This window comes from Metabacillus herbersteinensis (assembly GCF_042433335.1).
GTDB classification, from domain to species: domain Bacteria; phylum Bacillota; class Bacilli; order Bacillales; family Bacillaceae; genus Metabacillus; species Metabacillus herbersteinensis.
In genome coordinates, this window is sequence record NZ_JBHLVO010000037.1 from 1 (window position 1) to 26,714 (window position 26,714).

A 26,714-nucleotide genomic window follows, 5' to 3' on the forward strand; every position below is an offset into this window, starting at 1 on the left:
TAAAGGAAGAAGAAATTACGGTATTGGCGGATACAGGATATTATAATATGTCTGAAATCATAGATGCATTTGATGAACGTACAGAAATTCTGGTGAAAGGTCAAAAAGGAAAAAAAGGAAAAGCTTGAAAATGGTTTTGATAAAACAAACTTTCAATATGATAGTACTAATGATATTTATACGTGTACATTGGGCTATGTTTTAAACTTTAAATGGAATGGGAAACAAAAATGGGAAAGATTATAAGCGCTATACTTGTGAAGATTACAATGTCTGTGGGAAAAAGGATTTGTGTACATCGTCTAAAGGTGGGAGAGCTGTAACAAGGATTAAAGAAGAAGAAATTATTGAGGTGGTAACTCAAAATACGATTAAGAAAAAGGATATTTATCAAAAAAGAGGTTCTATTGTGGAGCATCCTTTTGGAACTATCAAGCGACATTTCGGTTATACATATTTTTTAACAAGAGGGCTTGAATCAGTAAACACTGAGGTAAGCTTTATTTGTCTTGCTTACAATTTTAAAAGACTAATAAATATAATTGGAGGTAAGGAGTTAATACGGAAGATAAGGGAGGTTTTTCACCTAAATTAAACAATTTTAATGGTTTTATCAAAAATCTTCCTTCTATTTGGAAGTTTCAAAGGATTTAATACTATTTGTTAGACAGACTCACGTGCGGATCTTCGCATACGCTCTTCCCACACTAATCCCCTTTGAAGACATTAGGCATTAAAAACAGATTCAAGACGGACCAAACCGAGATTTGAAAAGAATTCGTTGTCTAGAGCTCCATGTGCCATGGGGCTCTTCGCACTTCTCCATGCGAACATTCGCATTCCTCTAAGGCTATGTTCCCCCAGCCCCTTTTCCTCAGTGCCCGATGCAGATTTCTTACATATCTCCAACTTCTCAGCTGTACCATCCTTAACCTTCTTCGAATCCATCCATCTAGAGATTTGAATAAAGTTTTCACATTCCCTTTACCAAAATAGTTGCCCCAACCCCTGATAAGAGGATTAAGTTCTTCTTGGATGAGAACCTGAATATTCACCGTCTTGTTTTTCCGTGTTTTCCACTTTACTTTATCCTTGAACTTCCGGAGTTTCTTTGGATCTACTCTTCGGATATTCCGATAGAATTCGTAACCTAAGAAGGTGAACGGTTCTTGCTGCAGAATTGCGCCCGATTGCGGAATATTGAAAAATGGCTCCTCAGTTACCGCGTAAGTTTATAAATCACCATTCTGTTTAAGTTATTATTCATTAAAAATCCACTTCCCAACGAAGAAGTTTACAACTTCTCCATCTACTTGAGACCAGATTTCTGTAATTTTCTTTTCTTTTATATCGTAGAAGTTTATAGTTACTGTATTATCGTTCTTATCATTTATTTCTATTTGTTTATTTTTGTTAGCTAAAAAATAAAATCCACTTTTATCTTTGCTATACTCAGGTTCCCGCATACTTATTTTTGGATCTTGTAATAGTAAGGTTTTGTTCTGGCTCTCAATATCAATTGTAGCTATATTGTAAATTTGTTCTTCTAGATTATTAAAGTAACTAATTAAAACATCTTTCCCATCTGAAGATAACGATGCACCTGTTAAGAAAGTTTCCAAAGTTGTTATATCTTTTACTTTTTTTCCATCTTTGTTATAGATAGATAGAATATAAACTGGTGGTTCAGGAGGTATCCCTTTCTTATTCGCTTGATCAATTTTTTCGTACTCTTTTTTTACTGAATTTGTTACTACTAATAACTGTTCCTTATCAGGATTGTAATCAATCATCTTTACTGATGTGTCTTTATCTTGATTATCCCATTTATGAATTTCTTTGTTCTTTAAATCATAAATAGCTAATTGAAAGTTACGATCACTTCCACTCATCAAAACCCTCATAAAAAGAAGTTGATTTTCCTCATCTAATTCTAAGAAATCAACATGGTTAAATTCATTGGTAAGTTGTGCAGTTTGACTATTATTAAGATTCGTTTTAAAGAGTTGAGATGTTTTATTTTTTGTTTTATATGTAAAATATACTTCATTATTTGATTTAGAATATGTTGCAGTAGGATACTCTGTTATCTCTTTTTTTAAGAGTATTTTATTCGTTTTTGTGTTTAAATCATATTGAAAAAAATTTTGATTCAATTTCCTATCTACAAAATTCACATATAGATAATTCCCTTTAATACCTACACTTTTTGTTTGTTCAGCATAAACTAATATGTTTGTATAATAGAAAACAGAGATCAACAAAAAGATAATTACTGGAACTTTCTTCTATTAAATCATACTCCTTTGATATTGCATCAAAGGTTATGCTTCCTAAAAATTCTCGAAATAAATTTCATGTGTAAGATCTTTAAAGAAAAAATCTAAAAAGCGTTCCTCGTTATGGAAGAAACGCGCCCGTTTGTTGAAAAGCGATTTTTAAGGAAGGTAACCGTTAATAAAACAAGTTTTTAATCTCATTTATACTTTTTAGTTGAAGGAAATTAGATGGAAATCCCTTCTCTCTCTTTATTCAAAGTCCAATAATATGATTTTGGCTATCTTTTAATGAAAAAGACATGCTAAAGATACAAATTAACATAATACATATAAAATGAGAGAATTTTCAAGGCTTAGGAGTAGCTTGGAAGCTATTGGTCTAATAATGAAGTAAAAGGTAGAGGTTAACCAACTTATCATTATATCAGTAGTAGTCTCAAACAATTAGAAACGAATTGGGAAAGATTCTCTTGACGGTTAAAAAACATTCCTGTTATTCTAAGATCCATTGTTAACTGGATACCATCGTTAGATGAGGCTCCTGTGCTGGAGATAAACTGCTGCCCTGAACAATACACTTTTTGAAAAAAAAATTTCAGATGTTCCCTATAATTTTTTATAAACTGGATTCCATCCCGAAAGTTGGAGGTTTTTATATGAATGGTAGAGTAAAGAAATTTAAAAAAATGGCTTACAAACAAATTATTTTGTACACCCTATTAGGACTTTGTTTTGCCGCCTCTCTTTTTTTCGTTAATCACAATTATTCATTCTATGAACGCCCAATAGCCAAAGTCATCAATGCCACTTTGGAAGATACAAATGAATTGATCGATTTACATAATAATAAAGACCAGCTATTCACTCAGCGTTTAATAGCCGAATTAAAAAATGGAGAAGACAAAGGACAACTTATCCATTTAACTAATGAGTATTCAGCGTCCGGTGCTTATGATCAAGAATATCATGTTGGTAATGAATTGTTTGTTTCGATTGACACGAACACAGAAGAAGATACGTTAACTGGAACCATAAAAGACGTAAAACGTGATAAAAACGTTTTGATTATAGCATGGGTCTTTATCTTCACTTTACTTATCGTTGGGAAAAAGCAAGGGTTGTTTTCTATTATAAGTTTGGCAGTCAATGCCGTGTTGTTATCATATGCATTAGATATTTATATGAATACATCAAACATGAGTTTGTTATTGATATGCGGTATAAGTGTTATTTTATTTACGATCATTTCTTTGTTACTTGTGAACGGTTTTAATGAAAAAACATTTGCAGCGATTGTTGCGACCCTGTTAGGAACTTTTATTTCGCTGTTAATCACCTTTCTTGTTATGTGGTTAACTGACGAAAATGGCCTTCGATATGAAGAAATGCAATTTTTAACTCGTCCTCCTCAATTAGTGTTTATGGCTGGGGTATTAATTGGATCTTTAGGAGGCGTAATGGATGTAGCCATTACAATGTCCTCTTCTATCTTTGGGTTGTATGAAAAGAATCATAATATATCAATAAAGGCATTGAAAACGTCAGGAATGGATATAGGAAAAGATATTATGGGAACTATGACAAATATTTTGTTTTTTGCATACATAAGCGGGTCCATTCCGATGCTTATTTTGTATTTTAAGAATGCATCTCCATTGGCGTTTACTTTATCCATGAACCTTTCATTGGAATTAGCTCGAGCCTTAGCGGGTGGTATTGGAATCGTTTTAACTATTCCTATCGGTTTATATACGTCTATTTTTTTTGTTAATCGAAAGAGGGCAAGATTATGAATGTATTAATGTGTCTGGCAGCCATTTTATTTATATTGATGATCCTTATTGGTGGAAAAAAAGGAGCACGGTCTTTTATTGCTTTATTCTTAAATTTTGGTGTGCTCTTTCTTACCATACTTTTTATGACAGATCCAAATGTTGATCCGATTATTTTAACACTGATTGCATCCACAGTGATCAGCTGTATTACTCTATTTTATATTAATGAAGTGAACCGTAAAACAACTTCTGCATTCGTTTCTACTATTATCACCATTGTTATCTTACTCTTTTTTATTGTCATCGTGACAGAAAACGCGATGATTCAAGGATTTAGTGAAGAAGAAATAGCGGAGCTAAGCATGTTTTCCATTTATATTGGAGTAGATTTTGTTAAAGTTGGAGCTGCCATGATTATCATGAGTACAATAGGCGCGATTACTGATGTTGCCATTTCCATTGCATCACCTATGCGTGAAATATATTATCATAATCCCTTAATTAGTAGGAAAGATTTATTCACATCTGGATTAAGTATTGGAAAGGATATCTTAGGAACAAATACGAATACGTTATTTTTTGCCTTCTTTGGAGGCTATATGGCATTGCTTATATGGTTTAAAGATTTATCTTATTCTGTTGGAGAAATCGTAAATTCAAAAGTATTTAGTGCTGAAATGATAACTATACTTTGTGCCGGAATTGGTATAGCACTAATTATTCCAATTACTTCGTGGATTACTGCCTATTTTTTGGTGAAAACAAGAGAAAATAACAAGATATTTTAAATAGGCTTTAGACAGGCAAGCTAAACAATTTTGTTTACATTTTTGATTTAGACTAAATAATTATTCGGGGTTTCAGTGTTACTTAAGCAACGCATATGTATTAGAATTCTAGTCCCAGTACTTAACTAATAAATCCATCCAGTGTTAATAACTACACTCAAAATAATCGAGATTGGATGACGAGAGTGCACTTAGTTATTAAAATTAAAATTGTAGAACCACTCTACTTTTTGCATTAAAACTCATGGTCTATGAATGTAGGGAATTCACTCACTTCCTAACCTTAAACACAATAAAATCACTACATCTAAAATCTTCTTCAAACGAAGGATACTTTTTAAGCATTTCTTCTGATGGTTTTGGTTCGACAAGGCCTTCTAATGTGAAGCCTGCTTCAGTAATCGCGTTAAAGTAGCTTGTTAGTGTTCGATGAAATAATAGCAATTTTTCTTTATGTCCTTGAGGGAAAACTTGTTCATATACACCTTCATAGAAATACTTGTCGACCTTCCAGTGAATTTTTTCACCGTCATCATTTTTAACCCAACCACTCTCTGGGGTTACGAAGCAAGGGTGAAGAATGGAGAAAATAAAACATCCTCCATCCACTAAAAGACGATGCATCTCTTGAATGGCCTCTTGATAATTTTCAAGATCCTGAATCACCATATTTGAGATGATAAGATTAAAACTTTGTTCCTCCAAGAAATCGAGATTTTCACAGTTACCATGGTGATAGGTGATTTTTAAGTTATCCGAAGTCTTCTGCTCAGCAATTTCTAGCATTTTTTTAGAGTAATCTACTGCAACTACGGAAGCTCCAGATTGTGCAAGTATTCTACTTAGATACCCTTCACCACACCCAGCATCTAAGATTTTCTTATTATCAATTGTTTCAATCATCTTGAGGATTGTCGGATTGAGAAACACTTCCTTATGTATGTCTCCTTGCTCAGTGTAGCTAGCGGTAAATTGTTCTGCATGCATATCCCATCTTTTTATGGCTTCATCTGTACTCAATTTTTTCTTCACCGTATTTCCCACCTATCCTGAGCGTTTAGAATAACTAAGGTTCGCGTTCATTACATACAATTCCTTCAATTTACACACTTTTTATATGTTAATCCAAATAAAAAATGGCAACATGACTTTAAGTCCTGCTACCATTCGTGAATTTTAATAGATTTATTGTTTCATAATTCAATATTAAACAAATCGTACAATCGATATTGTACGTCTGAGAACCAGACATTAAAGTAAGTCATCTGATCAAAGTAAAGCAAGATCCCAATCACAATCATGATCACTCCGCCAATTTTCATCAAAGCTCTTGAATGCCTTAGTATGAATTTAGTTTTACTAATAAAAAAGGCCATGACTATGAAAGGTACACAAAAGCCTAGAGAATAACCCGTGATGTTAATAAATGCCTGTGAGGGATTTAGTGCACTAGCAGACATGATGACACCAAAAATTGGTCCGATACATGGAGTCCATCCTGCAGCAAAACCCAGTCCAATCAGAAACGAGTTTAGATAGCCTACATTTCTCTTTTTTTGAACTCGAGTATCTTTAAGCATGAATTTCGGCTGAAAAACCTCCAACATAAACAGACCCATGAGCACAATGAAAATGCCACCAAGCATTCGAATGAGATCCTGATAATCCCTGAATATCGAACCTATTCCACTAAATGAGAAACCTAAAATGTAATAAATAACTGAAAAGCCAATTGAAAAAAAGATTGAATGTAGCAAAATTTTTCTTCGATGTAATCGATTCTTCTCGCCGTTTAATTCACTTATAGACAACCCCGTGATATAAGAAATAAATGATGGATACAAAGGCAAACAACAAGGTGATAGAAAAGCCAATAATCCACCTAAAAAAGCAAGTATAAAGGTAACGTTTTCCATATAATCACTCCCTAAGAGAATTATATAGTAAAAGGTTGGTGGGATTTAAAAGAAGTATGAACGTTTTATAACTTCTTATTAACTGAATAACGGTCAATCATGAATGCCAGTAAGATTCCAACCGAATAACGAAGTAAATCAATCCATAGAAATCCTCTTCCAAGAATAAGCCCACCAATCATCGTATTTCTTATAGAGGTAATCCATTCTGACTGATACAGCTGGCTAGCTTCAATTCCAAAGCAAAACACAAAACTCATTCCTACGGTTATATGAAGAGATTTCCGGTAAAAAGATAGTCTAAACAAAAAATAAATCATACTTGCCCAAAGCACATCCCCTAAGTGTACGGCAATACCCGCCTGGAAAGCATTTGTGAATCTTGATGCTAGGCCTAGGAATATGCATGATAAGACAAGTAAAAGATATTTACCCATAGCTTTTAATTCTCTCACGAAAGCAGCCTATTCTCTCGCACCTTCAAATACAGCAAAACAAACAGCCCCATAAAGGTCAAAATGCTATAAAATAAATACACATACAAAATGGAAAATGCCTCCAAAATAATACCGCCAACAAAGGTACAAAACCAATTACCAAGACCATTTCCTACGGCTGAGTATAATGAGATTGCAGTTGCTCCAACAGTTGAAGGGGAAAGATCTCGCACATATTGAAGGGCAGCTGGGATGAATAGTCCGACTGAGAATCCTTGTGCAATTGTGGTAATATACACAACGGCTAGTGGTGGCTCTATGAAATAAAGAATCCAGCGAGCTGCTGAAATGAACGTTGCCATGAGTAGAATATTAATCATACCTAATTTATTAATCCAACCACTTGCTACTCTCATAAACGGAGCCTCACTACCAGCAGCTAAAAGAAAGGCAATTCCAATACCCGTTAGACCGCCACCAAGTTCGGTTATGAAAATACCAAAATAAATATTGTTTGCTAGAATTGGACCTAGGACAAGAAATGCAACAAATAGAAAAACAAAATACTTTGGTACGTTCGTTAATTCTTTTAAGCCTTCACGAATACTTGCTTGCATCGGTTGACTTTCTCTGGGCAGCTGAAAAGCAAAAATTGCAGAAATTAAGAGCATAATCGTGAAGGTATAAAAAATAATGCTCAGACTAAATGATTCGGCTAATTGACCGACAACTAAAACAGAAATGGCAAAGCCAACTGCCCCCCATAAACGGATTGAGCCATATTGTGCCTTTGTTTTCTGGACGTAATTAATTGCAATACTATCAGATAATGGAACAACAGCACTTTGCATAATTGCCAGTAACGTTGCTGCAAAAAGTAACAATTGATAGCTTTCGATAAAGGAGTAGATAAATCCAAAAATCGCTGCAAAAACGATGGCTCCAGTTAATAGAAAAGTAGGTTTTTGTGTGGCATCGCTAAAAATACCCCAGATTGGTTGAATTAAAATCATCACAACCGGACTGATTGACATCAGCATTCCAATTTGAGAACCAGATAGACCGATGACATCTTTTAAATAAACAGATAACAGTGGAAAAAGAGAACCAAAACCAAAAAAGATCAAAAAATAAAACAAATAAAAGTTTCCTTTAACTTGTCGATCTGTTCGTTGATGTGAAAGTGAATAGTCCATAATGAGTTGCCTTCTTTCTATATATGTAGATCTAAAGAACAGGGCTGACAGACATGTTTTCACACATCAGCCAGCCTCCTTTTAGTTTCCTCATCCATCCTACCATATAAATGGAAGTACCTACCAAGGGTTTATTTCGCAAGCTCATAAATCGCTTGTGCATAAATCGCCGTTGCTTTAACTAAATCATCAATCGCAATATACTCATCTTTTTGGTGTGCCACATCTGGTCTACCTGGAAATAGAGGACCAAACGCAACACCCGCTTCTAATGAACGTGCATAAGTACCACCGCCGATTGAAAGAAGCTCTGCCTTTTCACCGGTTTGTTCTTCATATACTTTTTGAAGCGTTTTGATGAGTGGCGTGTTCGCGTCAACATGATGCGGTTTTGAATCATTAAATGAAGTAAGTGAAAAGCCCGGAATACTCTCTAAGCTCGCTTTTACTTTATTCGCCTCTCCTGTAACAGGATATCGTAAATTAACACCAAGCTCTCCGCCTTCTTCACTTGAGTAAGACATAACTCCTAAATTAACGGTTAATTCTCCACTAATCTCATCTTTATATGAGATGCCTAGCTTTTCACCTCTTGTGTCCTCTGTGAAAAACTCATTGATTGTGCGGATAAATTTGCCACCATTAGAATCAAATGTTGTCACAGACTTTAAAAAAGTCGCCAATAAGATACCTGCATTTTTACCATTATTCGGTTCCATCGCATGTGCAGAAACGCCTTTTAATGAAAAAGAAGTGTGCTCTCCTTCACTTATTACTTCTCCAGTTAATGCTAACTTAGCAAGATATTCATTAAATGTCTGAGTGATTCCTTCTAACTCAGTGCCTGCTTTAATTGTCGCAGTTGCAAAGTCAGGAACCATATTAAAACGACGTCCAGATTGGAAGGATATCAAGACAGCAGTTTCCTTTTCTTCTGTCTCGTTTAGCTGTTGAGTGAGTTTCGCATCAATAATTCCTTTTTCAGCAAAGATAATCGGAAAATCTGCATCTGGTGCAAATCCGAGGGCTGGCATTTCTTCGTGTTTAAAATAATGCTCCACACAGCGCCATTCACTCTCTTCATCAGTACCAATGATCATGCGGACTCGTTTACTTAAAGGAAGGCCTAGTTCTTTGACGATTTTCATCGCATAAAATGCCGCCATTGTTGGGCCTTTATCATCCATTGCACCGCGAGCATAAATGCTACCTTCTCGAATTTCTGCAGCATACGGATCACTGCTCCATCCATCTCCTTCAGGGACAACATCGACATGGCAGAGGACACCAACAATTTCCTCGCCATCCCCAATTTCAAGATAACCTGCATATCCGTCCAAATTTTTAATTGTAAAGCCTTCTTCCTCACCTTTACTTAAAAGATGTGTAAACGCTTCGTTAATTCCTTCACCAAATGGTGCAAATTCACTTCTCGATTCTTCATCTAGAACACTTTTGATTTGCAAAAAGGCTTGAGTATCTTTTAGTAGATCATCTTTACGTTTTTCTACTTCTTCTATCCAATTCATATGGGCAATCCCTCAACTTTTCCTGAGATTATGTATGTTCTCATTAAAGATAACAGACGCTAGTAGAAGATAAAAGTTTCGCATAGCTTATCTTCCTTACTTTTTGATAAATAGTACTTGCATTATCATTGAAAAACGAATATTATTATTAAGGTTTTGATATATTGTTCGTTAATCGGAGGTTTTATTATTGTTTAAGTTAAAAGAACATGGAACAAATGTGAAGACAGAATTGATTGCAGGTTTGACGACCTTTTTAACGATGGTTTATATCGTGGTTGTAAACCCAATTATTTTAGCTGATGCAGGTGTACCATTTGATCAAGTATTTACTGCAACCGTCATTGCTGCAATTGTGGGTACATTATGGATGGCGCTTTCTGCAAACTACCCAATTGCGATTGCACCTGGAATGGGAATGAATGCTTACTTTGCCTACTCAGTTGTAGGGGCCAATGAAGACATTACCTTTTCAGTTGCCTTTTCAGCCGTTTTTGTGGCTGGTATTTTATTCGTAATTTTATCACTTACTCCGTTTCGTAAAAAACTAATTGAAGCAATTCCCTCAAATTTAAAGCATGGAATTACAGCTGGAATTGGTTTGTTCATCGCATTTATTGGTTTACGTTTGACTGGGATTGTAACCGATCATCCGACGAACTTAGTAGCGCTAGGAGATTTACATTCTCCCCAAGTTATTTTGGCTCTCATTGGTCTTGCTGTAACATTAGTATTAATGAGCTTAAATGTTCATGGTGCTCTTTTTATCGGAATGATTGTAACAGGACTTATCGCTTATCTAACAGGACAGTTATCCTTTACTCAAGGGGTTATGTCTTTACCATCATTGCCTGAAGGCTTAATTATTACAAATCCGTTTGCTGCCTTTGGTGATGTGATTCAATATGGACTTTATACAGTTGTATTTTCGTTTTTATTAGTTACAATTTTTGATACAACCGGCACAATGATTGGCGTTGCTCAACAAGCGGGGCTTATGAAAGGCAATGAATTACCAAGGGCTCGCAAGGCATTACTTGCTGATTCAGTGGCGACAACGGTTGGAGCAATGTTCGGTACAAGTCCAACATCTGCTTATATTGAATCTTCTGCAGGTGTTGCCGCTGGGGGAAGAACAGGGTTAACTTCTTTAACCGTGGCAGGTCTATTCGGCTTAACGATTCTATTCAGTCCAGTCGTTAGCGCTGTTTCAGGAATCTCAGCAATTACAGCTCCTGCCTTAATTATTGTTGGTAGTTTAATGATGGGATCCATCGCACACATAAAATGGAACGAAATTGACGAGGCATTCCCTGCGTTCTTAGTTATTTTAAGCATGCCTCTTACATCTAGTATTGCAACAGGAATTGCATTAGGATTTATCTCCTATCCATTGATGAAGGTTGCAAAGGGTAAATGGAAAGAAGTTCATCCATTTGTGTACATCTTCGCTATTTTATTTTTCTACCAGCTAGCGTTTATTGGTGGGCATTAACGACAAAACGAGTGACTAAGGAAACTTAGCCACTCGTTTTTTTTTTGAACAGTCTTCTTTGTTTATAATCGTTTATTTCATTAGGTTTGTACTGAAAAATACAAATTAATTGGCAAAATATCCTTTTACCTTCATATACATCAACTATGGACAAGGTAAAGGGAGATTGAATTGACTAAACAAAGTCTCATAAAGGGTACAATCGTTCTAATGATAGCAGCATTCATAACAAGGATACTGGGTTTCGCCAACGGAATTGTGCTGGCAAACGTAATTGGTCCTGAGGGTATTGGTCTTATTATGATGGCAATGCCAGTTACAGGTCTCTTGATCACTTTTACTACTTTAGGTCTGCCAGTAGCTATATCAAAACTTGTAGCCGAAGCCGAAGCAAGGAAAGACCATCAACGGATAAAAAAAATACTGATAGTCTCGTTAACAACAACGAGTATTTTAGGATTCGTATTGATGATTGGGACATTTATGGGAGCTAAACTATTATCTTCCGTTCTACTAACAGACCAAAGAGCTTATTATTCTCTAATTGCGGTTATACCAATAGTACCTATTATTGCAGTATCTTCAGTCATTAAAGGGTATTTCCGTGGAAAGCAGAATATGACGCCAATTGCATTTTCTCAAGTTTTAGAACAAGTTGTTCGAATTGGCTTGATCTTTATTCTAGTTGGATGGCTTCTTCCTTATGGGATTGAATATGCCGCTGCCGGAGTCGTTCTATGTGGCATAGTTGGCGAAGGGATCTCGCTGCTATACTTATTCTCAATGTTTAAGTTGACAAAACAAAAACAGTTTAAGTTACACCATTCATTCATTAAGCAACTCAGCAAAGGAAAAGAGATTTTCTACGATCTACTTCATACGGGTCTGCCTACTACTGGGAATGGTTTAATACATTCCATTATAGGGGTCATACAACCCATTCTGATAACTCAAAGTTTGGCTCTTGCTGGGATAGGAACGGCTGTTGCCACGAAACAATATGGGTTGCTGATGGGATTTGCTTTACCTCTATTGATGCTACCTGGTTTTGTCACAAATTCGATGTCTGTCCCTTTAGTTCCAGCCATTAGTGAAGCGAAAGAGAAAAATGAAGTCCAACTTATTCATAGAAGAATTCATCAGGCTATTAGAATTGCTTTAATTGTAGGTGTTCCTTCCTCTATCATTTTGTATGTTTTTGCTGAGCAGCTTACGACCCTGATCTATAAGTCACCAGAAGCAGGTACATTATTAAAAATATTGGCACCTTTTTACCTTCTACACTATTTCCGAAACCCTTTACAATCTGTCATTATCGGATTAGGTAAAGCAAGTAGTGTGATGATGAATGACTTAGTGGCTTCTACTGCTAAGCTTGTTTTTATCTTTCTTTTCGCATCAAATTCAGAGTTAGGTATATATGGAGTATGCCTTGCTATGAACATAGGTATAGTCTTAGGAACAACCTTGCACTTTTTAACAATCTCTAAGCTAATTGGATTTAATTTAATCCTCTCTGAAATTTTTAAAGTAATTTTGTCCGGTGTTAGTATGGGTTATGGTGGGCTAATTGCGTATAGATATCTTGGTAATGAAATCACTAACCAATTACTTCTAATAGGAACTTCTATTACTCTATCTCTGTTTATTTATCTAATCCTTCTAGTCAATTTCAAAATCATAAGCCTAAAAAAAATAAAAAGACTTTAACAACCAACAACATTCAGCAGTTACATGAATCGCTATCTAAGCAAAGTTACACATCTAATTTACAAAAAAGTCTATACCGTTAGTCGCTCAATTAATTTAACTTGGATCTCATCGTGAGAAATGGTTGTGTTGTCCATTGCTTGAATATATAGCCTTCTACCAATTTCAATTAAAGGGACCTCAAGAGTCGTTATGTTCATAATTTTTGCTATAGGTTGATTGTCAAATCCCATTAATGCAAGTTCATCTGGTACTAAAATATTTAGTTCCTTACAGCAGGTCAAAATTCCAGCAGCTACTTGATCACTAGAAACTAATAGTGCCGATGGTGGGTTACTCATATTTATTAAACGTTCCACTACCCGTTCACCGTCTTCAAAATTAAAACACTCCAGGAAGATAAAGTTTTCTTCCAACCGCTCATTGAATTTCATCAAAAAATCTTTGTACGCAGTCTCTCTTTGTTGACTGTTGGCTCCAGTTCTTCTTCCAATACAATAACCAATTTTTTTGTGTCCTCTTTGATACAAATACTCTAAAGCTTTGGAGAAACTTTTGTAATGATCGATAAACGTTGAAGATACCTTTCTACCTCTTGCATCTTCACATAGAATAATTGGGCCATACGACACATGATCATTGATAATGTCCCACTCACAAATTCTAGAACATATGATTAAAGCATCTATTTGCTTATACTTTAACATCGTTAAAGCTTCAATCTCTCTACTTTCCTCGTAATTAGTTTGGAACAAAACTAACTTGTAATTATTTTTTAATGCTTCATTAGCTATTCCTTCTATCAACAATCCGAAATAAGGATGATTTGAGAAAGGGACAACAACACCTATTAGGAAAGTTTTTCCCCTACTTAAATGAACGGCATTTATATTCGGTTGATAATTGGAGTTTTCGATTGCTCTCCTAACAGCATCTTTTTTTTCAGCACTTACATATGGTTGATTATTTAGTACGCGCGAGACAGTAGTTACTGATACTCCTGCCATCTTTGCTATATCTTTAATATTTGCCATATGTTCACCTCTTTTTAAAAAACTTTAACTTGCTATGAAACGCGTTTCATAATTTAAGCTTAGCGTGAATCTAAAGGAGGCATGTTACATGGTCATTTTGATGGGTATCATGTATTTATTTTTGTTGTGTAGTTCTATCATACTCTTGTCATCAATACCAGTTTCACTACATCAAAAAAAGTTACTTATAAAAAAGAAACAAGATCCGTACGGCTTTTTATTCGACGTCTACGATGAAAAGTAATTATGATAACTATCAGCTAATAGAGACATTATGTAAAAGATACTATTGTCTCTATTTTTTTTAAAAACGTAGCACACAATCTTTTCTCATTTTAAAATATTCTACTAAGAAACGCTACCAGTTTAAATAAGAATTTTAACGATTCAACCACAAAAACTTTACTACTTTAATCTCTTCTTCTGCAACGAACCACATTGCTTAATAAGCTACTATTGATAATACCTATAAGATAAATTTTTGGGGATATTCTAAATATATAATTCACCAATAAAGGGAGGAACATCAACGTTTTAACAATCTCTCATATTCTATGCGCTAAAATATATTCAAACTCTTGCATTATTACTGGTTAATTTCATATTCTTCTATCTGAATTCACTTTCCAGCTCTAGTTAAAATATTTCTGAATTGTAAAGTTTGTAAAACAAAAAACACTCTTTATGTTAAGTTTTTGTAAATTTACTTTACAAACTCTATCCGGATTCGACAATTTACGCTATTATTATTAAGTTTGGTAAATCGATTCTTTGGAAAAATAGTGGAGGTATAAATATGGTTTTCAAAAAAAAGGACAAGTTTGCAATACATCTGGGTAATATTTCTTCAAATTTAAAAGAAAGTGCAAACTATTTCGCTGATTATAAGCTTGCTAATGCCAGCGATCTAAAAATCTTCTCTGAAAAAATGAAGGATTATGAAACAAAAGGGGATACATTCGTTCATAGTGTTATTAAAGATCTAAATAACGCATTCATCACTCCAATTGAACGTGAGGACATATTATCTCTTGCGATGAGTATGGATGATGTTCTAGACGGCTTGGAACATACTGCCGCTTTATTTGAAATGTATTCTATTACCACCGCTGACGAATACATGCTTAGGTTTGTTGATGCTATTCGTAGTTGTGCTGCTGAAATTGAATTAGCAGTCGTATTGCTATCATCAAAGAAATTGCTTCAAATTAGAGAACATGCAATTAAGATTAAGGATTATGAATCAAAATGTGACGGGATTTTGCGACAATCTATTAAGCATTTATTTCATGTTGAAAAAGATCCAATTCGTATTATCCAATTTAAAGAAATATATGAAGAGCTCGAGGAAATCGCTGACTACTGTCAAAAGGTTGCAAACACATTAGAAACAATCATTATGAAAAACGCTTAAGGAGCCTTATCAATGGATACAGTACTTATTCTAACAATCTTAATTGTCATTGTTGCCTTGGCGTTCGACTTTATTAATGGATTCCATGACACAGCCAATTCCATTGCCACTTCCGTTTCGACTAAGGCATTGAAGCCAAGACATGCAATTATTTTAGCAGCTATTATGAACTTTGTTGGTGCTATGGCTTTCACAGGAGTAGCTAAAACGATTACTAAAGACATTGTCGATCCCTTTACACTCGAAAATGGCACGGTAGTTATTCTAGCTGCCTTATTAGCAGCTATCACATGGAACTTGATTACCTGGTATTACGGAATCCCAAGTAGTTCTTCACATGCACTTATCGGTTCTATTGCCGGTGCGGCCATCGCTGCTGCAGGGTTTGGATCATTAAATTACACTGGGTTCTTAACAATCCTTCAAGCACTCATTATTTCACCAATTCTAGCCTTTGTTGTAGGATTTTTAGTTTATGGTATTTTCAAAGTAGTATTCAAAAACAATAATCTTTCAAAAACAAACAAGAATTTTCGATCGATCCAAATTGCAACAGCTGCTCTGCAATCATTCACACATGGTACGAATGATGCTCAAAAAGCAATGGGAATCATCACTATGGCTTTGATCGTTAATAATTATCAAACTTCCGATGACATTCAGACATGGGTTCAAGTTTCCTGCGCAATTGCTATGGGTCTAGGTACATCAGTCGGTGGGTGGAAAATTATAAAAACCGTCGGTGGTAAAATCATGAAAATCAGACCTGTAAATGGGGTAGCTGCCGACCTTACAGGAGCTGCAATCATATTCGGAGCTACTTATATTCATCTACCTGTTAGTACAACACACGTAATCTCTTCGTCGATTCTTGGTGTAGGAGCTTCCCACCGTTTAAAAGGTGTCAAGTGGGGTACAGCCAAAACAATGTTAATTACCTGGGTAATTACTTTGCCTATCTCTGCTACTTTAGCAGGAATTTTCTATTTCATTCTTAATACCTTCTTTTAACGAAAAGAGCTGGTTTCCAAACCCAGCTCTTTTCGTTTGTTTAAGGACTTAAATTTCCTATAAAAGTAATGAAATCCTTTTAATCAACATATATATATTTAATCTGCTGACTCCACCAGGATAGTAAAGGAGGTTATAAATAATGGCCTTCATTGAAGTTTTCGGATGGATTATGATTGTGATTTTAGGGATTACATTTATCTTTTCATTAATAGCAGTATCAAAAAAACCGAAAACAATTACGAAGAGGGAAGAACAAAGAGACCGAGAATAATTAATAAATGAAGTTCTTGTTATAACAAGAACTTCATTTATTAATTCAAAACGGTACCAACACAGTCACTATGACATAATAATTAAAATTTGGAGCTGCTTTTTGGCAGCTTCTTTTCTTAGTGAATTAACAGCAGGAAGTTAAACAAGGAAATTGTAGTAGTATTATAGAAGTTCTGATATGAAGAAAAATCATTACCATAAGAAAGAGGTATTATATGAATGTAGTTTACGATTCAAAATATCACCTACATATAGGTTACTACGAAGAAAACTATGACTATGAATCAATCGCATATAAAAGTGAATTAGAAGATGTATGGGATATTTTCTTTGACTTCAAACAGTACAATATTGAGAGTACGAATAAAGAAGAAATTTATATTGAAAATTTAGGAATCAACATTTTTTCTATAAAGTGTAAAGATTTAGACTACGACTCTGGAGCTAATAGATTTGAAAAATGGTTATCAGATAATAATGTCATTTAATTTGAGTTATTTTAGGACGACAGGGTATCATTCTTTGTTCTCCTAATCGTATGTAATTCTTCTATACAAGAAAAAGGCTGCCTTATTGACAACCCAGATAGTAACAATAATATGTTATTCTTTTTCAAGTATATTCTTAATTTTTTTTAGATCTTTCATGTTTGCTCTTTTCATCATTGAAGTCATAAATGGTGTAAGTAATTTTGAAAAACCTGTTGGGTTACCCTTGTTTCGTAAAGTCATTTGTGTAATTTCGTCCTCAATAGACTCCCATGTATAGATTGTCTCCATTGGAAATGGTCCGTTTGCAGTTCTCATGACAAGTTTTTGACTTGGTAAAAATTCTACTATTTCGTAAACATATGCAAGTTTTCGTCCTAGGAATTGTGCTTTAAATGCGATAAGAGAACCAATTGTCAAAGGTGTTATCGTTTGCCATTCTACAGAAGAAATATTTGCATACCATTCAGGTGCATGATCTGGATTTGTTGCATACTCTGAAACTTTGTCAATTGAGCACCGAATTTTTATCTTTGTATTGACGTCTACCATTGCTTAGTACCTCCGAATTATTAAGCTAATGTTTGTTATTGGGGAAAAAGAGAAATTGATTTATACAAGAGTAGCCCCCACTCAAGCGAACAGGGACTACATTTTTCAAGATGCTATTTTACTATTAGTTACTGGAGATTTACTGGACTTGGGTTTCCAATTCTTCAACTTGTTTTTCACATAATCTTTAAGAATGTCACGTTTTCTTTTTCGATTCTTAACACGTTTTGTCATTGAAAGCCACCGCCCTTCATTTAGTCAATTGAAATGCCTTGTGTTTTTATTATAACATATCAAATTAAACTAGTTACTCCCGCAACGACAACCCATACCACTGATGACGGACATTGATTGTGACACTTACTGGTGTGCCTAGAGCAACGGTATATGTGGTAAAATCATTGTTTCAAAGCTTTAAAGTTATAATGGCATCTATAAAACCATTAACATTATCAGAGGTATTAGCCCTTTTTTAAAAATAAACAAGGGAGAAGGGAATTATTATTGAGGTCTTACTGCGTAATGCCTGTTCTGCTTTAGTGCGTGACAAGGTCTCGTTTAAGGCGATGACGATCGTTTGTGCTTATGTTTTAACGGCTTTAATGGTGGTTTCTGGAACAATTGCCTATACACCTATCGGCAATTGGGTGTTTTCTACACTTTTTGGTGCTAATCAGAACATGTCTATATTTAGATGAGTTTTATCTGCCATTTTATTGGTCAATTTTATTGTCATTTGAGGTGTACTTTTTGAAAATGCACCTCAAAACGGAACCCTTTACGAAAAGTGAAGATTCTTTTACTCTTTTTACTGCTTTTACAATTTAAACTACTTGTTAGATTTCACGACTCAGAAGCACTATGCCCTTCTTTTTGTTTTTCTTTTCTTTTGAGCATTTGATAATATATAAAAATGTAAACAGAAACTTTTTTCTTATTTGAAATTTGATGTTATGAATTAAATCAACTATTGCAAAGTAACAAATACTACCAATAAATCCTCCCATAATCACCACCAATATACTGTCCGAAGTGGAAAATGTTAAAAGACTAAAATTAAAATCTCCATTATTAAAAGAGAGTATAGATCTACTGGTTCCTGTTATTACACCGATGAGAAAACATAAAAACAACCCTAATCCAATTACCTTTTAAAACATCTAATGCTGATCTTTTAACTGTCCAGAGCATTTTTTCCTCTTTAAAACTATTCTAATTTTTAATGTTGTAAGTATTTAATTAATTTTAACTTCTTATGTTTTGACCTCTTAAACTATAACATTCTCTAATTATTCCTGTACCCGTTAAACAAAATACTTAAGTATCACCAGCATAAAACAGAATAAGACACATTATATATACACTATCACGGAAGGAAAACACTTTTTTAGTCAACTTATACACAGGAGGTTAAAGTGTGATGAGAAAATGGTTGTTCCTATCAGAAGACAGCGAAAAATCACCTAATCCAAACAGTCTGGATGAATGGGAAAACGAGGGTGGTAGAATAGCAAGGCTTATAGAATAAAACAAAAATCCACATCAGTTTCATTGCCTAATCAGTGTTTTGAATAATACTGATTATCTGAAATAAAAAAGCCCTTAAATTGTATGAAATTCAAGGGCTTTTCTTGTCAAACAGTCTACTTAAACTTTCTTATCTTCATGATTACCAAACTATCATTCTTTTATACATATAAATTACTAAAATGGGAATTGGGCGAGTCCAAAGAAAATTAGTTAATTTATACTCTGAAAGTAGCTACTAAAAGTTAAATGAACATCCTGAATAAATTTTTGATAGTCCATATCAAGGACAATAAATGAAAAGTCATTTTGGGTTGGAACAATATTTGGACGATCTCTTAAATCCGCTATTGTTATTCCTTTTCCCAATGGAGAACTATCAATGATTTGAACATTGCGCTGAATATATTTATAGAATTGTGGATTTACCACAGCATTAACAGCTACTAAATCATGAAGTGGAGCCCCGTTGAGGTTAGGGCGCTGTCTTTGATAATAGGTGTAATAATATTGGAAAGAGTTCATTAAAAATTGACCGATTGGTTCCGTTGTATGTTGACTAATAGACTGTACAATTTCAGGTGAAAAAAGAGCTTTTTCGGTGACGTTTAAAGGGAAAAGGCGGATAGATAAAGGGCTTGCGTTGTTAAAAACAATACTTGCAGCTGTTGGATCAGCAAAAATGTTTGCTTCAGCATAAGGAGTAACATTGCCAGGTACTAAAAAGGCACCTCCCATGATATAAATGTTCTGAACTAAATTTAATATTTCAGGATGTAAGAGAAAAGCTACGGATAATGAGGTTAACCTTCCAATATTAATAATGGTAACAGGTTCACTTGATTCTGTAATTAGAGTGAAAATACTATTAAAGTTATATAATACTTTAGGCTGTTGTTGAGGGATTATGCTACCAAATCCTTCAACTCCATGAACATAGGGATAATAGACAGGTTCATCCCCTAAGATCGGGCGACTTGCTCCACTAATAATAGGTATGTCCTCCTGTCCAACCAATGATAATATATATTGTGTGTTTCGAATTGCACGGTCTCGGGAAACATTCCCATAGTCCGCGACCACCCCAATAACGTTTATTTGAGGGTGAAGTAATGCATAAAGTAGAGCGAATGTATCATCAATCCCGGAATCGGTAAACAAAAGGACCTTCATTTTCTCACTCCTTAAGATGAATAGAAACTTCTTAAAGTATTAAAATACCATTTTTATCCATACCTATATACATATTGTTATTTATTTATTAGCAAATTTAGCACAGATGAATGTTTATTAGCTTCTTTTTTAGGGGGTCACAGCACCTTATTTGATTGTAATTTCCCCCTCCCAATCATACTTAACTTACGTTGAACTTAGATTTTTAGTAACTTCCTCTATGTCATTTAAACCATTTTTTCGGAACATGTTTTTTGAAAATCATCTGCCATAAATATATCCCTCTCTAAAATATCTTGTTCAGCTGCAGTTCCATAAACCAAATAAAAAAAGCGCAAGCGCCTTGTTCAGCCCCGACAAGCATAAGACGATTCTAAATAGAAGGCGTTCTTTGCCTTCAATTTAGAATTGACTTATGACCTCGAGGGGCTAGGCGCTGTAGCTGGATTCAGAAACGCTTACTTAGTCTTAGAATTATATAAATTCTGATAATATCAAAAAGGGAAGAAGTGTTAACCTCTTCCCTTTTTGATTTGGTTCTGTTAATTTTATCTTCAAAATCATTCCACTAGTGATATAACCATTTAAGAAAGAATCTTTAATTCATCTGTTAATCGTTGAAATTTCCCCTTGTCTCTTACCTGTAACGACTGGTCGATTTCCTTGTGGATTTTCTCTATTCGGAAATCACGTAGGGCTTTGTCTAACACCATTTTAGCATATATAGAATTCAGGATTTTTATATCAGGTTGTTTTGGTGTATTAAGTAAAAACCTTTCCATGAAAAATCAACTCCTCAATCTTTTTTCTATCACACTAAGATATCAGACTATGTAAATAGTAGTTTATGTAAATCTTGCTGCAAAATTAAACAAACTAATCTTAAACCTTATTATTTCAAAAGAAGCATGACAGCTCCATAAAAAAGGGAAATATATATCTGCCCTTTTCCTGGTATAGGCCCCACCTACGCCAAATACCCTGACGGCCACACGTGCCATCCAACCCATAATCATTATAATTGAAAACGCTTACATTTGTAAAGATTAATTGATTGTTAGGTTTAATAAATAAATAAAAAGAACAAATGCACAATCAAAACCAATCTACGAATGAATGGCTTTATAACTTGTTGCATGGCAAGGGATTACAGAACAACAGAAATTAAAAGTTTACTATTCTTTATAGTGGATTGATTTTGTTCATAACCTGCTCTTTGAATATCAACATTGATAACAGCCATTTCCGTCACACCTTCATACTATAACGAGTTAACTGTTTAAAAGTTTCAAAAACCATTGAAAAATCTAGAAATAAATGTCATACTATTCAGAATTAAGAACATATAGATAAGTGTACACAGCGCACGCATCTTTGTAAATTTAGTCTAAGATATGTAAATATTGTGTAAATTTAAGCTTTTCACTAGTATGCTGATGTCGAAATCGTGTAAAATATTGTTGTAACGTTTTAGAGCCAAATAAATAATACTTATGTAGTGACATCTGTAGTTGCAGACATCGAAGGGTTGTAGTAGGCATTGCCGTGCGATCAAACCGATAAGGAGTGGTTTTTTGAAACCTTCAACAAACCGTATGCTAACCAGAATTAAATCTGTCTACATGTTTATTTACGAAAGAGGAACTGTGACCACACAGCAACTAGTTGACGAGTTTGGTATTACACCTAGAACGATACAGCGAGATTTAAATGTATTAGCATATAACGATTTGATACACAGTCCCTGTAGAGGAAAGTGGACTCCTACAAAGAAAAAGGTGAAGTTGTCCTCTTAGGAAAAAAACACGGATAAAAAACATAACGTTATTTTTATATACATAAAAGGAACCTACTAGTTTAATGAGGTTCCTCTTTGTTTAGAGTTGATTTGGCTTTGCTGCTCTTAATTCTTCTAATTCTTCCTCTGTAAGCTCACGGTACTCCCCAATTTTCAACTCTTCTTCATCTAGCTTAATAGGCCCCATCGAGATTCGTTTTAAATAAACTACCTTCTTTTCAACGGCTTCAAACATTCTTTTTACTTGATGAAATTTTCCTTCTGTAATGGTTAACTCGATTTCTGATTGTGGACCAGATTTTAAGATGTTTAGGATCGCAGGCTTCGTGACATATCCACCGTCTAGCTCCACTCCGTTTCGAAAAGCTTCTCTATCTGCTTCTGTTACTTCTCCTAAAATGTTTGCAAAATAGGTTTTTGGAACATGTTTTTTCGGTGAGAGCAATTGATGGGAGAGATGTCCATCATTGGTTAAAAGAAGTAATCCTTCTGTATCCTTATCTAGACGTCCAACAGGAAATGGCTTATGCGCTGCATCTTCTGGTTGTAGAATATCAAGCACGGTTTCTTGATGTTCATCCTCTGTTGCAGATAAATATCCAGCTGGTTTGTTCATTAAGAGGTAGACAAATTCTTTATATTCGACAACATCACCGTTTACGGTAATTTGTTGTGAATTCGGATCAACATGTGTTTTTGAGTCCTTGATGACCACTCCGTCTGCAATCACAACACCAGTTTTCAACATTTTTTTAACTTCTTTTCGACTTCCAAAGCCGATATTTGCAAGTAACTTATCAATACGCAACGTCATGCACTCCTTTTTTTAGAGAAGAAAAACCCGGCTTTATGCCGAGTTTATGACTCCATCTTTCTTTTAGGTAAAAACCTAGCAAAACGGTTTCCAATTAATCTTTCTAGTAAATGTGAGCGATATGCCAAATAGATGTAGACGGCAACTCCACCACTGATTGAGACCGCTAATAAGATCATAGATTGTAATCGTCCATCTGAATAATCGACAAATGAACCGACAATCGAATTTAGTACTGAAACAACCAATCCCATAACTATGACGAGAATAGCGATAAACGTCGAACGCTTTAAAAAGACTTTAAACGAGTAACCAGCGTGACGTTTAATCATTGCAAACCCGTAAATCAGCGAAACGATATAACCTAGAGCCGTTGCTAAAATAGAGCCAACTCCTTGGAATAAATGAATAAGTGGAGCATTTACAGCTAATTTCACGATGATACCGATCACCAAGCTGATTACCGCTAATTTTTGCTTGTTAATTCCTTGTAGAATTGCAGCATTGACTGTGAAGAGTGAGAATAAGAGAGCAACAGGTGCATACCACAACAAGATGGTTCGACCGATTTCTTCTGATTCACCCGCATAGAACAATGTGTAAGCAGGTCCTGCAAGTAAAGATAAGCCGACCACTGCTGGCAAGACGAAAAACATGATGAGTTGCAGTGTTTGATCAATTTGTTTTTTTAGTAATGGTCGGTTATTTGTTGTAAATGACTCAGTAACAGAAGGAATAAGAGTTAACCCAAAAGCTGTTGCTAGTGAAACTGGAATCATCACGAGTTTAGGAACTAATAGTAATACAACCGCATAAACATCCCAAGTGTAATTTTTTTCAACGCCTGATGCAATCATTGCTTTATTAAACATATTTGTATCAATGTATTGATAGATCGGAATCGCCAATCCTACAAATACAAAGGGACCTGCATATTGAAAAACCTCTTTAAACATTGTACGATAAGACATATTTTTAGTTGGGATGGTATTTTCCTGCATGGCAAGTAAAGTATGCTTTCTTCTTACCCAATATATAAAAAGAACAACCAGTCCACCTAGTGCACCTACAAATGCTGCAAAAGTAGCATACCCCACTGCTAATACTAAACTTCCATTTAAAACTTCTATGATAATGTACACAGCACCTAGTAAAAATACAATACGCACAATCTGTTCAATAACTTGGGATACAGCTGTAGGACCCATTGATTGATGCCCTTGGAAAAAACCTCGAATCAAACTCATAATTGGAACAACAATTAATGCAATACTAACCATTCGAATAACAAGGGTTGCATCATCAAGTGTGATACCGCCCATTTCGCTGTCTGCTAGCGCTTTTCCAGAAAAAATTGGAGCCAGAGAATATAAAACGATAAAGGCTAAAAAGCCTGTTAACAACATGACTGTTAAACCCGCTTTAAACATTCTTCTACTGGTCTCGTAATCACCAATTGAATTATACTTTGATACAAACTTCGATACTGCCGCAGGGAATCCGGCTGTAGCGATACTTAAGAAGATTGTATATTGTGCATACCCTGTTTGATAAAGGCCAGAACCTGTAGTTCCCACAATCGCCACAAACGGTATAATATAAATCATCCCTAGCAACCTTGATATATATGTACCTAACGTTAAGACTAACGTTCCTCTTAGAAATTTATTCGACATTTTTAGTACTCACCATTCTTCTCTATGAAGATTCAACTGCTCTATTTTACCACAAACTGTTGTCAAAATATAAGTTTCTCTACTAGGAATTCGTTTTTTAGAGGGAGATTATGTCGAAATTCGTGTATTTATTTTGCTTTTGCTCATCTTGGGCTATAATAAATGAAGCGAAAAAATCAAAGGTAGTGAGCAATTGTGAAGTATGATGTGATAATCATCGGTGGAGGTCCATCTGGACTCATGGCTGCAATCGCAGCAGGCGAAAAGGGAGCACGTGTCCTCCTACTTGATAAAGGAAATAAATTAGGAAGAAAACTTGCCATCTCTGGAGGTGGTCGTTGTAATGTAACAAATCGACTGCCAGTTGAAGAAATTATTAAGCACATCCCAGGAAACGGACGTTTTTTATATAGTGCTTTTTCTGAATTTAGTAATGAAGACATTATTGTCTTTTTTGAAAAGCTAGGAATTCAATTAAAAGAAGAAGATCACGGCCGAATGTTCCCAGTTACAGATAAGGCTCAAACGGTTGTCGATGTGTTAATTCAGCAATTACAAAAGCTCCGTGTCGACGTTCGCACAAATGAACCTGTGAAAACTGTTCATTATGATGCTGAAAAAGTCGTTAGTGTTGAACTTTTAAACGGAGAAAAGATTGATACAGATGCAGTGGTCATCGCTGTTGGCGGGAAAAGTGTGCCACATACAGGAAGCACGGGAGATGGTTATGCTTGGGCTGAGAAAGCTGGTCACACCATCACTGAGTTATTTCCAACAGAGGTTCCTGTTACCTCAAACGAGTCGTTTATTCAAAACAAATCTTTACAGGGCTTGTCTTTGCGTGATGTGGCATTAAGCGTATTAAATCCAAAAGGAAAAATAATTAAAACACATAGAATGGATATGATTTTCACTCACTTCGGTATTTCTGGGCCAGCAGTGTTGCGGTGCAGTCAATATGTTGTGAAAGCAATGAAGAAGTTTAGCACAACATCGATTCCGATGAGCATTGATGCCTTACCCGACCAAAACGAAGAACAGCTTTTTCAAACCATTGTTAAAGAACTAAAAAACGATGCAAAAAAAGCCGTAAAAAACGTTTTAAAGGGATTACTTCCTGAGCGCTATTTGCTTTTTTTACTCGAGAAAAATGAAATTGACCCTCTCGTCACCTATGCAAATCTCTCATCAGAAAAGCTACGAGCATTTGTAAAGGATTGCAAGCAATTCACCTTCTCAGTACATGGAACGTTATCATTGGATAAAGCGTTTGTAACAGGGGGCGGCGTCTCAGTTAAGGAGATTCACCCGAAGGAAATGAGTTCAAAGTGGAAAGCTGGGCTTTACTTTTGTGGAGAGATTTTAGATATTCATGGTTATACCGGTGGTTACAATATCACCTCTGCCCTTGTAACCGGGCGATTGGCTGGCTTGAACGCAGCAAAGTTTGTACGGGAAAGCTCGTAAATTTTTTTATCAGTCTAGAAGAGTTTTTTATCAGTCTAAAAGAGTCTTTTATCAGTCTAAGTCATCGTTTTATCGGTCTTACTTAGCACTTATCGATCAAAGATTCCATTTCCTCGGTCTAACATGAATTTATTGGTCTAGAAGAAATAAACGCTGACTAATTGGTCAGCGTTTTCTAATTTCGATACAATACCAACGCAGAAAAACAGTAAATCTGTTCTCCTTCATCATCCGTACTCGTTGAAACGGAATACTTGATATCAACAAACTGCTCATCCACTATTTTTTCTAAAAAGTTGTTAACCTCGTTTTCAAGGTCCTTTTCGTGTTCTTCGTCAAACACGGCCACTTTATACACG

Annotated in this window: 25 protein-coding genes; 11 read left to right on the plus strand and 14 right to left on the minus strand. The window is 35.1% G+C overall.

The genetic code is table 11. The annotated features are described in order from the left end of the window. The first annotated feature begins 217 nt into the window (after window positions 1–217). The gene (locus tag ACFFIX_RS24530; protein WP_378938778.1) at window positions 218–595 is read left to right on the plus strand and encodes a transposase; all 378 of its coding nucleotides are present in this window, start codon (window positions 218–220) and stop codon (window positions 593–595) included. 190 nt (window positions 596–785) lie between these two features. On the opposite strand, the gene ACFFIX_RS24535 is transcribed toward ACFFIX_RS24530, so the two are convergent. Next, window positions 786–1,199 carry a group II intron maturase-specific domain-containing protein gene (locus ACFFIX_RS24535; RefSeq protein WP_378938846.1) on the minus strand — a complete coding sequence of 138 codons (414 nt, stop codon included), beginning with the start codon at window positions 1,197–1,199 and terminating at the stop codon, window positions 786–788. Window positions 1,200–1,259: 60 nt separating this feature from the next. After that, window positions 1,260–2,177 (minus strand): TolB-like translocation protein, encoded by a 918-nt coding sequence (locus tag ACFFIX_RS24540; protein ID WP_378938780.1) that lies wholly within the window; start codon window positions 2,175–2,177, stop codon window positions 1,260–1,262. Between the two features lie 758 nt (window positions 2,178–2,935). Between ACFFIX_RS24540 and ACFFIX_RS24545 the strand changes: the two genes are divergently transcribed. Further along, complete coding sequence (locus tag ACFFIX_RS24545) at window positions 2,936–4,072, plus strand: YibE/F family protein (protein WP_378938782.1); 1,137 nt, start codon at window positions 2,936–2,938, stop codon at window positions 4,070–4,072. Further along, window positions 4,069–4,842 (plus strand): YibE/F family protein, encoded by a 774-nt coding sequence (locus ACFFIX_RS24550; RefSeq protein ID WP_378938784.1) that lies wholly within the window; start codon window positions 4,069–4,071, stop codon window positions 4,840–4,842. The genes ACFFIX_RS24545 and ACFFIX_RS24550 overlap by 4 nt, the downstream gene beginning before the upstream one ends. Before the next feature lie 270 nt (window positions 4,843–5,112). On the opposite strand, the gene ACFFIX_RS24555 is transcribed toward ACFFIX_RS24550, so the two are convergent. From ACFFIX_RS24555 to pepV, 5 genes are all read right to left on the minus strand, one after another. After that, window positions 5,113–5,829: a class I SAM-dependent methyltransferase gene (locus ACFFIX_RS24555; RefSeq protein ID WP_378938848.1), complete on the minus strand. Its 717-nt coding sequence runs from the start codon at window positions 5,827–5,829 to the stop codon at window positions 5,113–5,115. A 206-nt stretch (window positions 5,830–6,035) separates the two neighbouring features. Further along, window positions 6,036–6,758, minus strand: coding sequence for a cytochrome c biogenesis CcdA family protein (locus ACFFIX_RS24560; RefSeq protein WP_378938785.1), 723 nt, complete (start codon window positions 6,756–6,758; stop codon window positions 6,036–6,038). Between the two features lie 65 nt (window positions 6,759–6,823). Beyond that, window positions 6,824–7,213 carry a ribosomal maturation YjgA family protein gene (locus ACFFIX_RS24565; protein ID WP_378938787.1) on the minus strand — a complete coding sequence of 130 codons (390 nt, stop codon included), beginning with the start codon at window positions 7,211–7,213 and terminating at the stop codon, window positions 6,824–6,826. After that, the gene (locus ACFFIX_RS24570) at window positions 7,210–8,391 is read right to left on the minus strand and encodes an MFS transporter (protein WP_378938789.1); all 1,182 of its coding nucleotides are present in this window, start codon (window positions 8,389–8,391) and stop codon (window positions 7,210–7,212) included. The genes ACFFIX_RS24565 and ACFFIX_RS24570 overlap by 4 nt, the downstream gene beginning before the upstream one ends. 131 nt (window positions 8,392–8,522) lie before the next feature. Then, complete coding sequence (gene pepV, locus ACFFIX_RS24575; RefSeq protein WP_378938850.1) at window positions 8,523–9,929, minus strand: dipeptidase PepV; 1,407 nt, start codon at window positions 9,927–9,929, stop codon at window positions 8,523–8,525. Window positions 9,930–10,110: 181 nt separating this feature from the next. Between pepV and ACFFIX_RS24580 the strand changes: the two genes are divergently transcribed. Then, window positions 10,111–11,415 carry an NCS2 family permease gene (locus ACFFIX_RS24580; protein ID WP_378938791.1) on the plus strand — a complete coding sequence of 435 codons (1,305 nt, stop codon included), beginning with the start codon at window positions 10,111–10,113 and terminating at the stop codon, window positions 11,413–11,415. A 171-nt stretch (window positions 11,416–11,586) separates the two neighbouring features. Continuing rightward, window positions 11,587–13,125, plus strand: coding sequence for a stage V sporulation protein B (gene spoVB, locus ACFFIX_RS24585; protein WP_378938793.1), 1,539 nt, complete (start codon window positions 11,587–11,589; stop codon window positions 13,123–13,125). Between the two features lie 71 nt (window positions 13,126–13,196). On the opposite strand, the gene ACFFIX_RS24590 is transcribed toward spoVB, so the two are convergent. Beyond that, the gene (locus ACFFIX_RS24590) at window positions 13,197–14,159 is read right to left on the minus strand and encodes a LacI family DNA-binding transcriptional regulator (protein ID WP_378938795.1); all 963 of its coding nucleotides are present in this window, start codon (window positions 14,157–14,159) and stop codon (window positions 13,197–13,199) included. 796 nt (window positions 14,160–14,955) lie between these two features. On the opposite strand from ACFFIX_RS24590, the gene ACFFIX_RS24595 reads away from it, so the two are divergent. From ACFFIX_RS24595 to ACFFIX_RS24610, 4 genes are all read left to right on the plus strand, one after another. Beyond that, window positions 14,956–15,573 (plus strand): DUF47 domain-containing protein, encoded by a 618-nt coding sequence (locus tag ACFFIX_RS24595; RefSeq protein WP_378938797.1) that lies wholly within the window; start codon window positions 14,956–14,958, stop codon window positions 15,571–15,573. Between the two features lie 12 nt (window positions 15,574–15,585). Further along, window positions 15,586–16,584: an inorganic phosphate transporter gene (locus ACFFIX_RS24600; protein ID WP_378938799.1), complete on the plus strand. Its 999-nt coding sequence runs from the start codon at window positions 15,586–15,588 to the stop codon at window positions 16,582–16,584. Window positions 16,585–16,726: 142 nt separating this feature from the next. Further along, window positions 16,727–16,858, plus strand: a complete 132-nt coding sequence (locus ACFFIX_RS24605) for a hypothetical protein (protein ID WP_378938801.1) — start codon at window positions 16,727–16,729, stop codon at window positions 16,856–16,858. Between the two features lie 217 nt (window positions 16,859–17,075). Continuing rightward, entirely contained in the window at window positions 17,076–17,348 is a 273-nt protein-coding gene (locus ACFFIX_RS24610) for a DUF3986 family protein (RefSeq protein WP_378938803.1), read from the plus strand. 114 nt (window positions 17,349–17,462) lie between these two features. Here ACFFIX_RS24610 and ACFFIX_RS24615 read toward each other — a convergent pair whose 3' ends face one another. The 3 genes from ACFFIX_RS24615 to ACFFIX_RS24625 form a co-directional block, all read right to left on the minus strand. Next, the gene (locus ACFFIX_RS24615; protein ID WP_378938805.1) at window positions 17,463–17,900 is read right to left on the minus strand and encodes an SRPBCC family protein; all 438 of its coding nucleotides are present in this window, start codon (window positions 17,898–17,900) and stop codon (window positions 17,463–17,465) included. A gap of 1,740 nt (window positions 17,901–19,640) precedes the next feature. Then, window positions 19,641–20,600, minus strand: coding sequence for a nucleoside hydrolase (locus ACFFIX_RS24620; protein WP_378938807.1), 960 nt, complete (start codon window positions 20,598–20,600; stop codon window positions 19,641–19,643). Between the two features lie 584 nt (window positions 20,601–21,184). Then, window positions 21,185–21,382 (minus strand): IDEAL domain-containing protein, encoded by a 198-nt coding sequence (locus ACFFIX_RS24625; RefSeq protein ID WP_378938809.1) that lies wholly within the window; start codon window positions 21,380–21,382, stop codon window positions 21,185–21,187. A 792-nt stretch (window positions 21,383–22,174) separates the two neighbouring features. Here ACFFIX_RS24625 and ACFFIX_RS24630 point away from each other — a divergent pair. Beyond that, window positions 22,175–22,396 carry a DeoR family transcriptional regulator gene (locus ACFFIX_RS24630; RefSeq protein ID WP_378938811.1) on the plus strand — a complete coding sequence of 74 codons (222 nt, stop codon included), beginning with the start codon at window positions 22,175–22,177 and terminating at the stop codon, window positions 22,394–22,396. Between the two features lie 81 nt (window positions 22,397–22,477). Here ACFFIX_RS24630 and ACFFIX_RS24635 read toward each other — a convergent pair whose 3' ends face one another. Both ACFFIX_RS24635 and ACFFIX_RS24640 read right to left on the minus strand, forming a co-directional pair. Beyond that, complete coding sequence (locus tag ACFFIX_RS24635; protein ID WP_378938813.1) at window positions 22,478–23,212, minus strand: pseudouridine synthase; 735 nt, start codon at window positions 23,210–23,212, stop codon at window positions 22,478–22,480. Window positions 23,213–23,256: 44 nt separating this feature from the next. After that, complete coding sequence (locus ACFFIX_RS24640; RefSeq protein WP_378938815.1) at window positions 23,257–24,888, minus strand: putative polysaccharide biosynthesis protein; 1,632 nt, start codon at window positions 24,886–24,888, stop codon at window positions 23,257–23,259. A gap of 195 nt (window positions 24,889–25,083) precedes the next feature. Between ACFFIX_RS24640 and ACFFIX_RS24645 the strand changes: the two genes are divergently transcribed. Beyond that, a complete protein-coding gene (locus ACFFIX_RS24645; protein ID WP_378938817.1) occupies window positions 25,084–26,355 on the plus strand; it encodes a BaiN/RdsA family NAD(P)/FAD-dependent oxidoreductase in 1,272 nt (423 codons plus the stop codon). A gap of 175 nt (window positions 26,356–26,530) precedes the next feature. Here ACFFIX_RS24645 and ACFFIX_RS24650 read toward each other — a convergent pair whose 3' ends face one another. Further along, window positions 26,531–26,713 (minus strand): sporulation protein Cse60, encoded by a 183-nt coding sequence (locus ACFFIX_RS24650; RefSeq protein ID WP_378938819.1) that lies wholly within the window; start codon window positions 26,711–26,713, stop codon window positions 26,531–26,533. Window position 26,714: the final 1 nt, after the last annotated feature.

Coding starts and splice junctions, on each gene's coding strand:
- ACFFIX_RS24530 (WP_378938778.1), top strand. CDS start 218: ATGGGAAACAAAAATGGGAAAGATTATAAGCGCTATACTTGTGAAGAT.
- ACFFIX_RS24545 (WP_378938782.1), top strand. CDS start 2,936: ATGAATGGTAGAGTAAAGAAATTTAAAAAAATGGCTTACAAACAAATT.
- ACFFIX_RS24550 (WP_378938784.1), top strand. CDS start 4,069: ATGAATGTATTAATGTGTCTGGCAGCCATTTTATTTATATTGATGATC.
- ACFFIX_RS24555 (WP_378938848.1), bottom strand. CDS start 5,829: ATGCATGCAGAACAATTTACCGCTAGCTACACTGAGCAAGGAGACATA.
- ACFFIX_RS24560 (WP_378938785.1), bottom strand. CDS start 6,758: ATGGAAAACGTTACCTTTATACTTGCTTTTTTAGGTGGATTATTGGCT.
- ACFFIX_RS24570 (WP_378938789.1), bottom strand. CDS start 8,391: ATGGACTATTCACTTTCACATCAACGAACAGATCGACAAGTTAAAGGA.
- ACFFIX_RS24590 (WP_378938795.1), bottom strand. CDS start 14,159: ATGGCAAATATTAAAGATATAGCAAAGATGGCAGGAGTATCAGTAACT.
- ACFFIX_RS24595 (WP_378938797.1), top strand. CDS start 14,956: ATGGTTTTCAAAAAAAAGGACAAGTTTGCAATACATCTGGGTAATATT.
- ACFFIX_RS24600 (WP_378938799.1), top strand. CDS start 15,586: ATGGATACAGTACTTATTCTAACAATCTTAATTGTCATTGTTGCCTTG.
- ACFFIX_RS24605 (WP_378938801.1), top strand. CDS start 16,727: ATGGCCTTCATTGAAGTTTTCGGATGGATTATGATTGTGATTTTAGGG.
- ACFFIX_RS24610 (WP_378938803.1), top strand. CDS start 17,076: ATGAATGTAGTTTACGATTCAAAATATCACCTACATATAGGTTACTAC.
- ACFFIX_RS24615 (WP_378938805.1), bottom strand. CDS start 17,900: ATGGTAGACGTCAATACAAAGATAAAAATTCGGTGCTCAATTGACAAA.
- ACFFIX_RS24620 (WP_378938807.1), bottom strand. CDS start 20,600: ATGAAGGTCCTTTTGTTTACCGATTCCGGGATTGATGATACATTCGCT.
- ACFFIX_RS24625 (WP_378938809.1), bottom strand. CDS start 21,382: ATGGAAAGGTTTTTACTTAATACACCAAAACAACCTGATATAAAAATC.
- ACFFIX_RS24635 (WP_378938813.1), bottom strand. CDS start 23,212: ATGACGTTGCGTATTGATAAGTTACTTGCAAATATCGGCTTTGGAAGT.
- ACFFIX_RS24640 (WP_378938815.1), bottom strand. CDS start 24,888: ATGTCGAATAAATTTCTAAGAGGAACGTTAGTCTTAACGTTAGGTACA.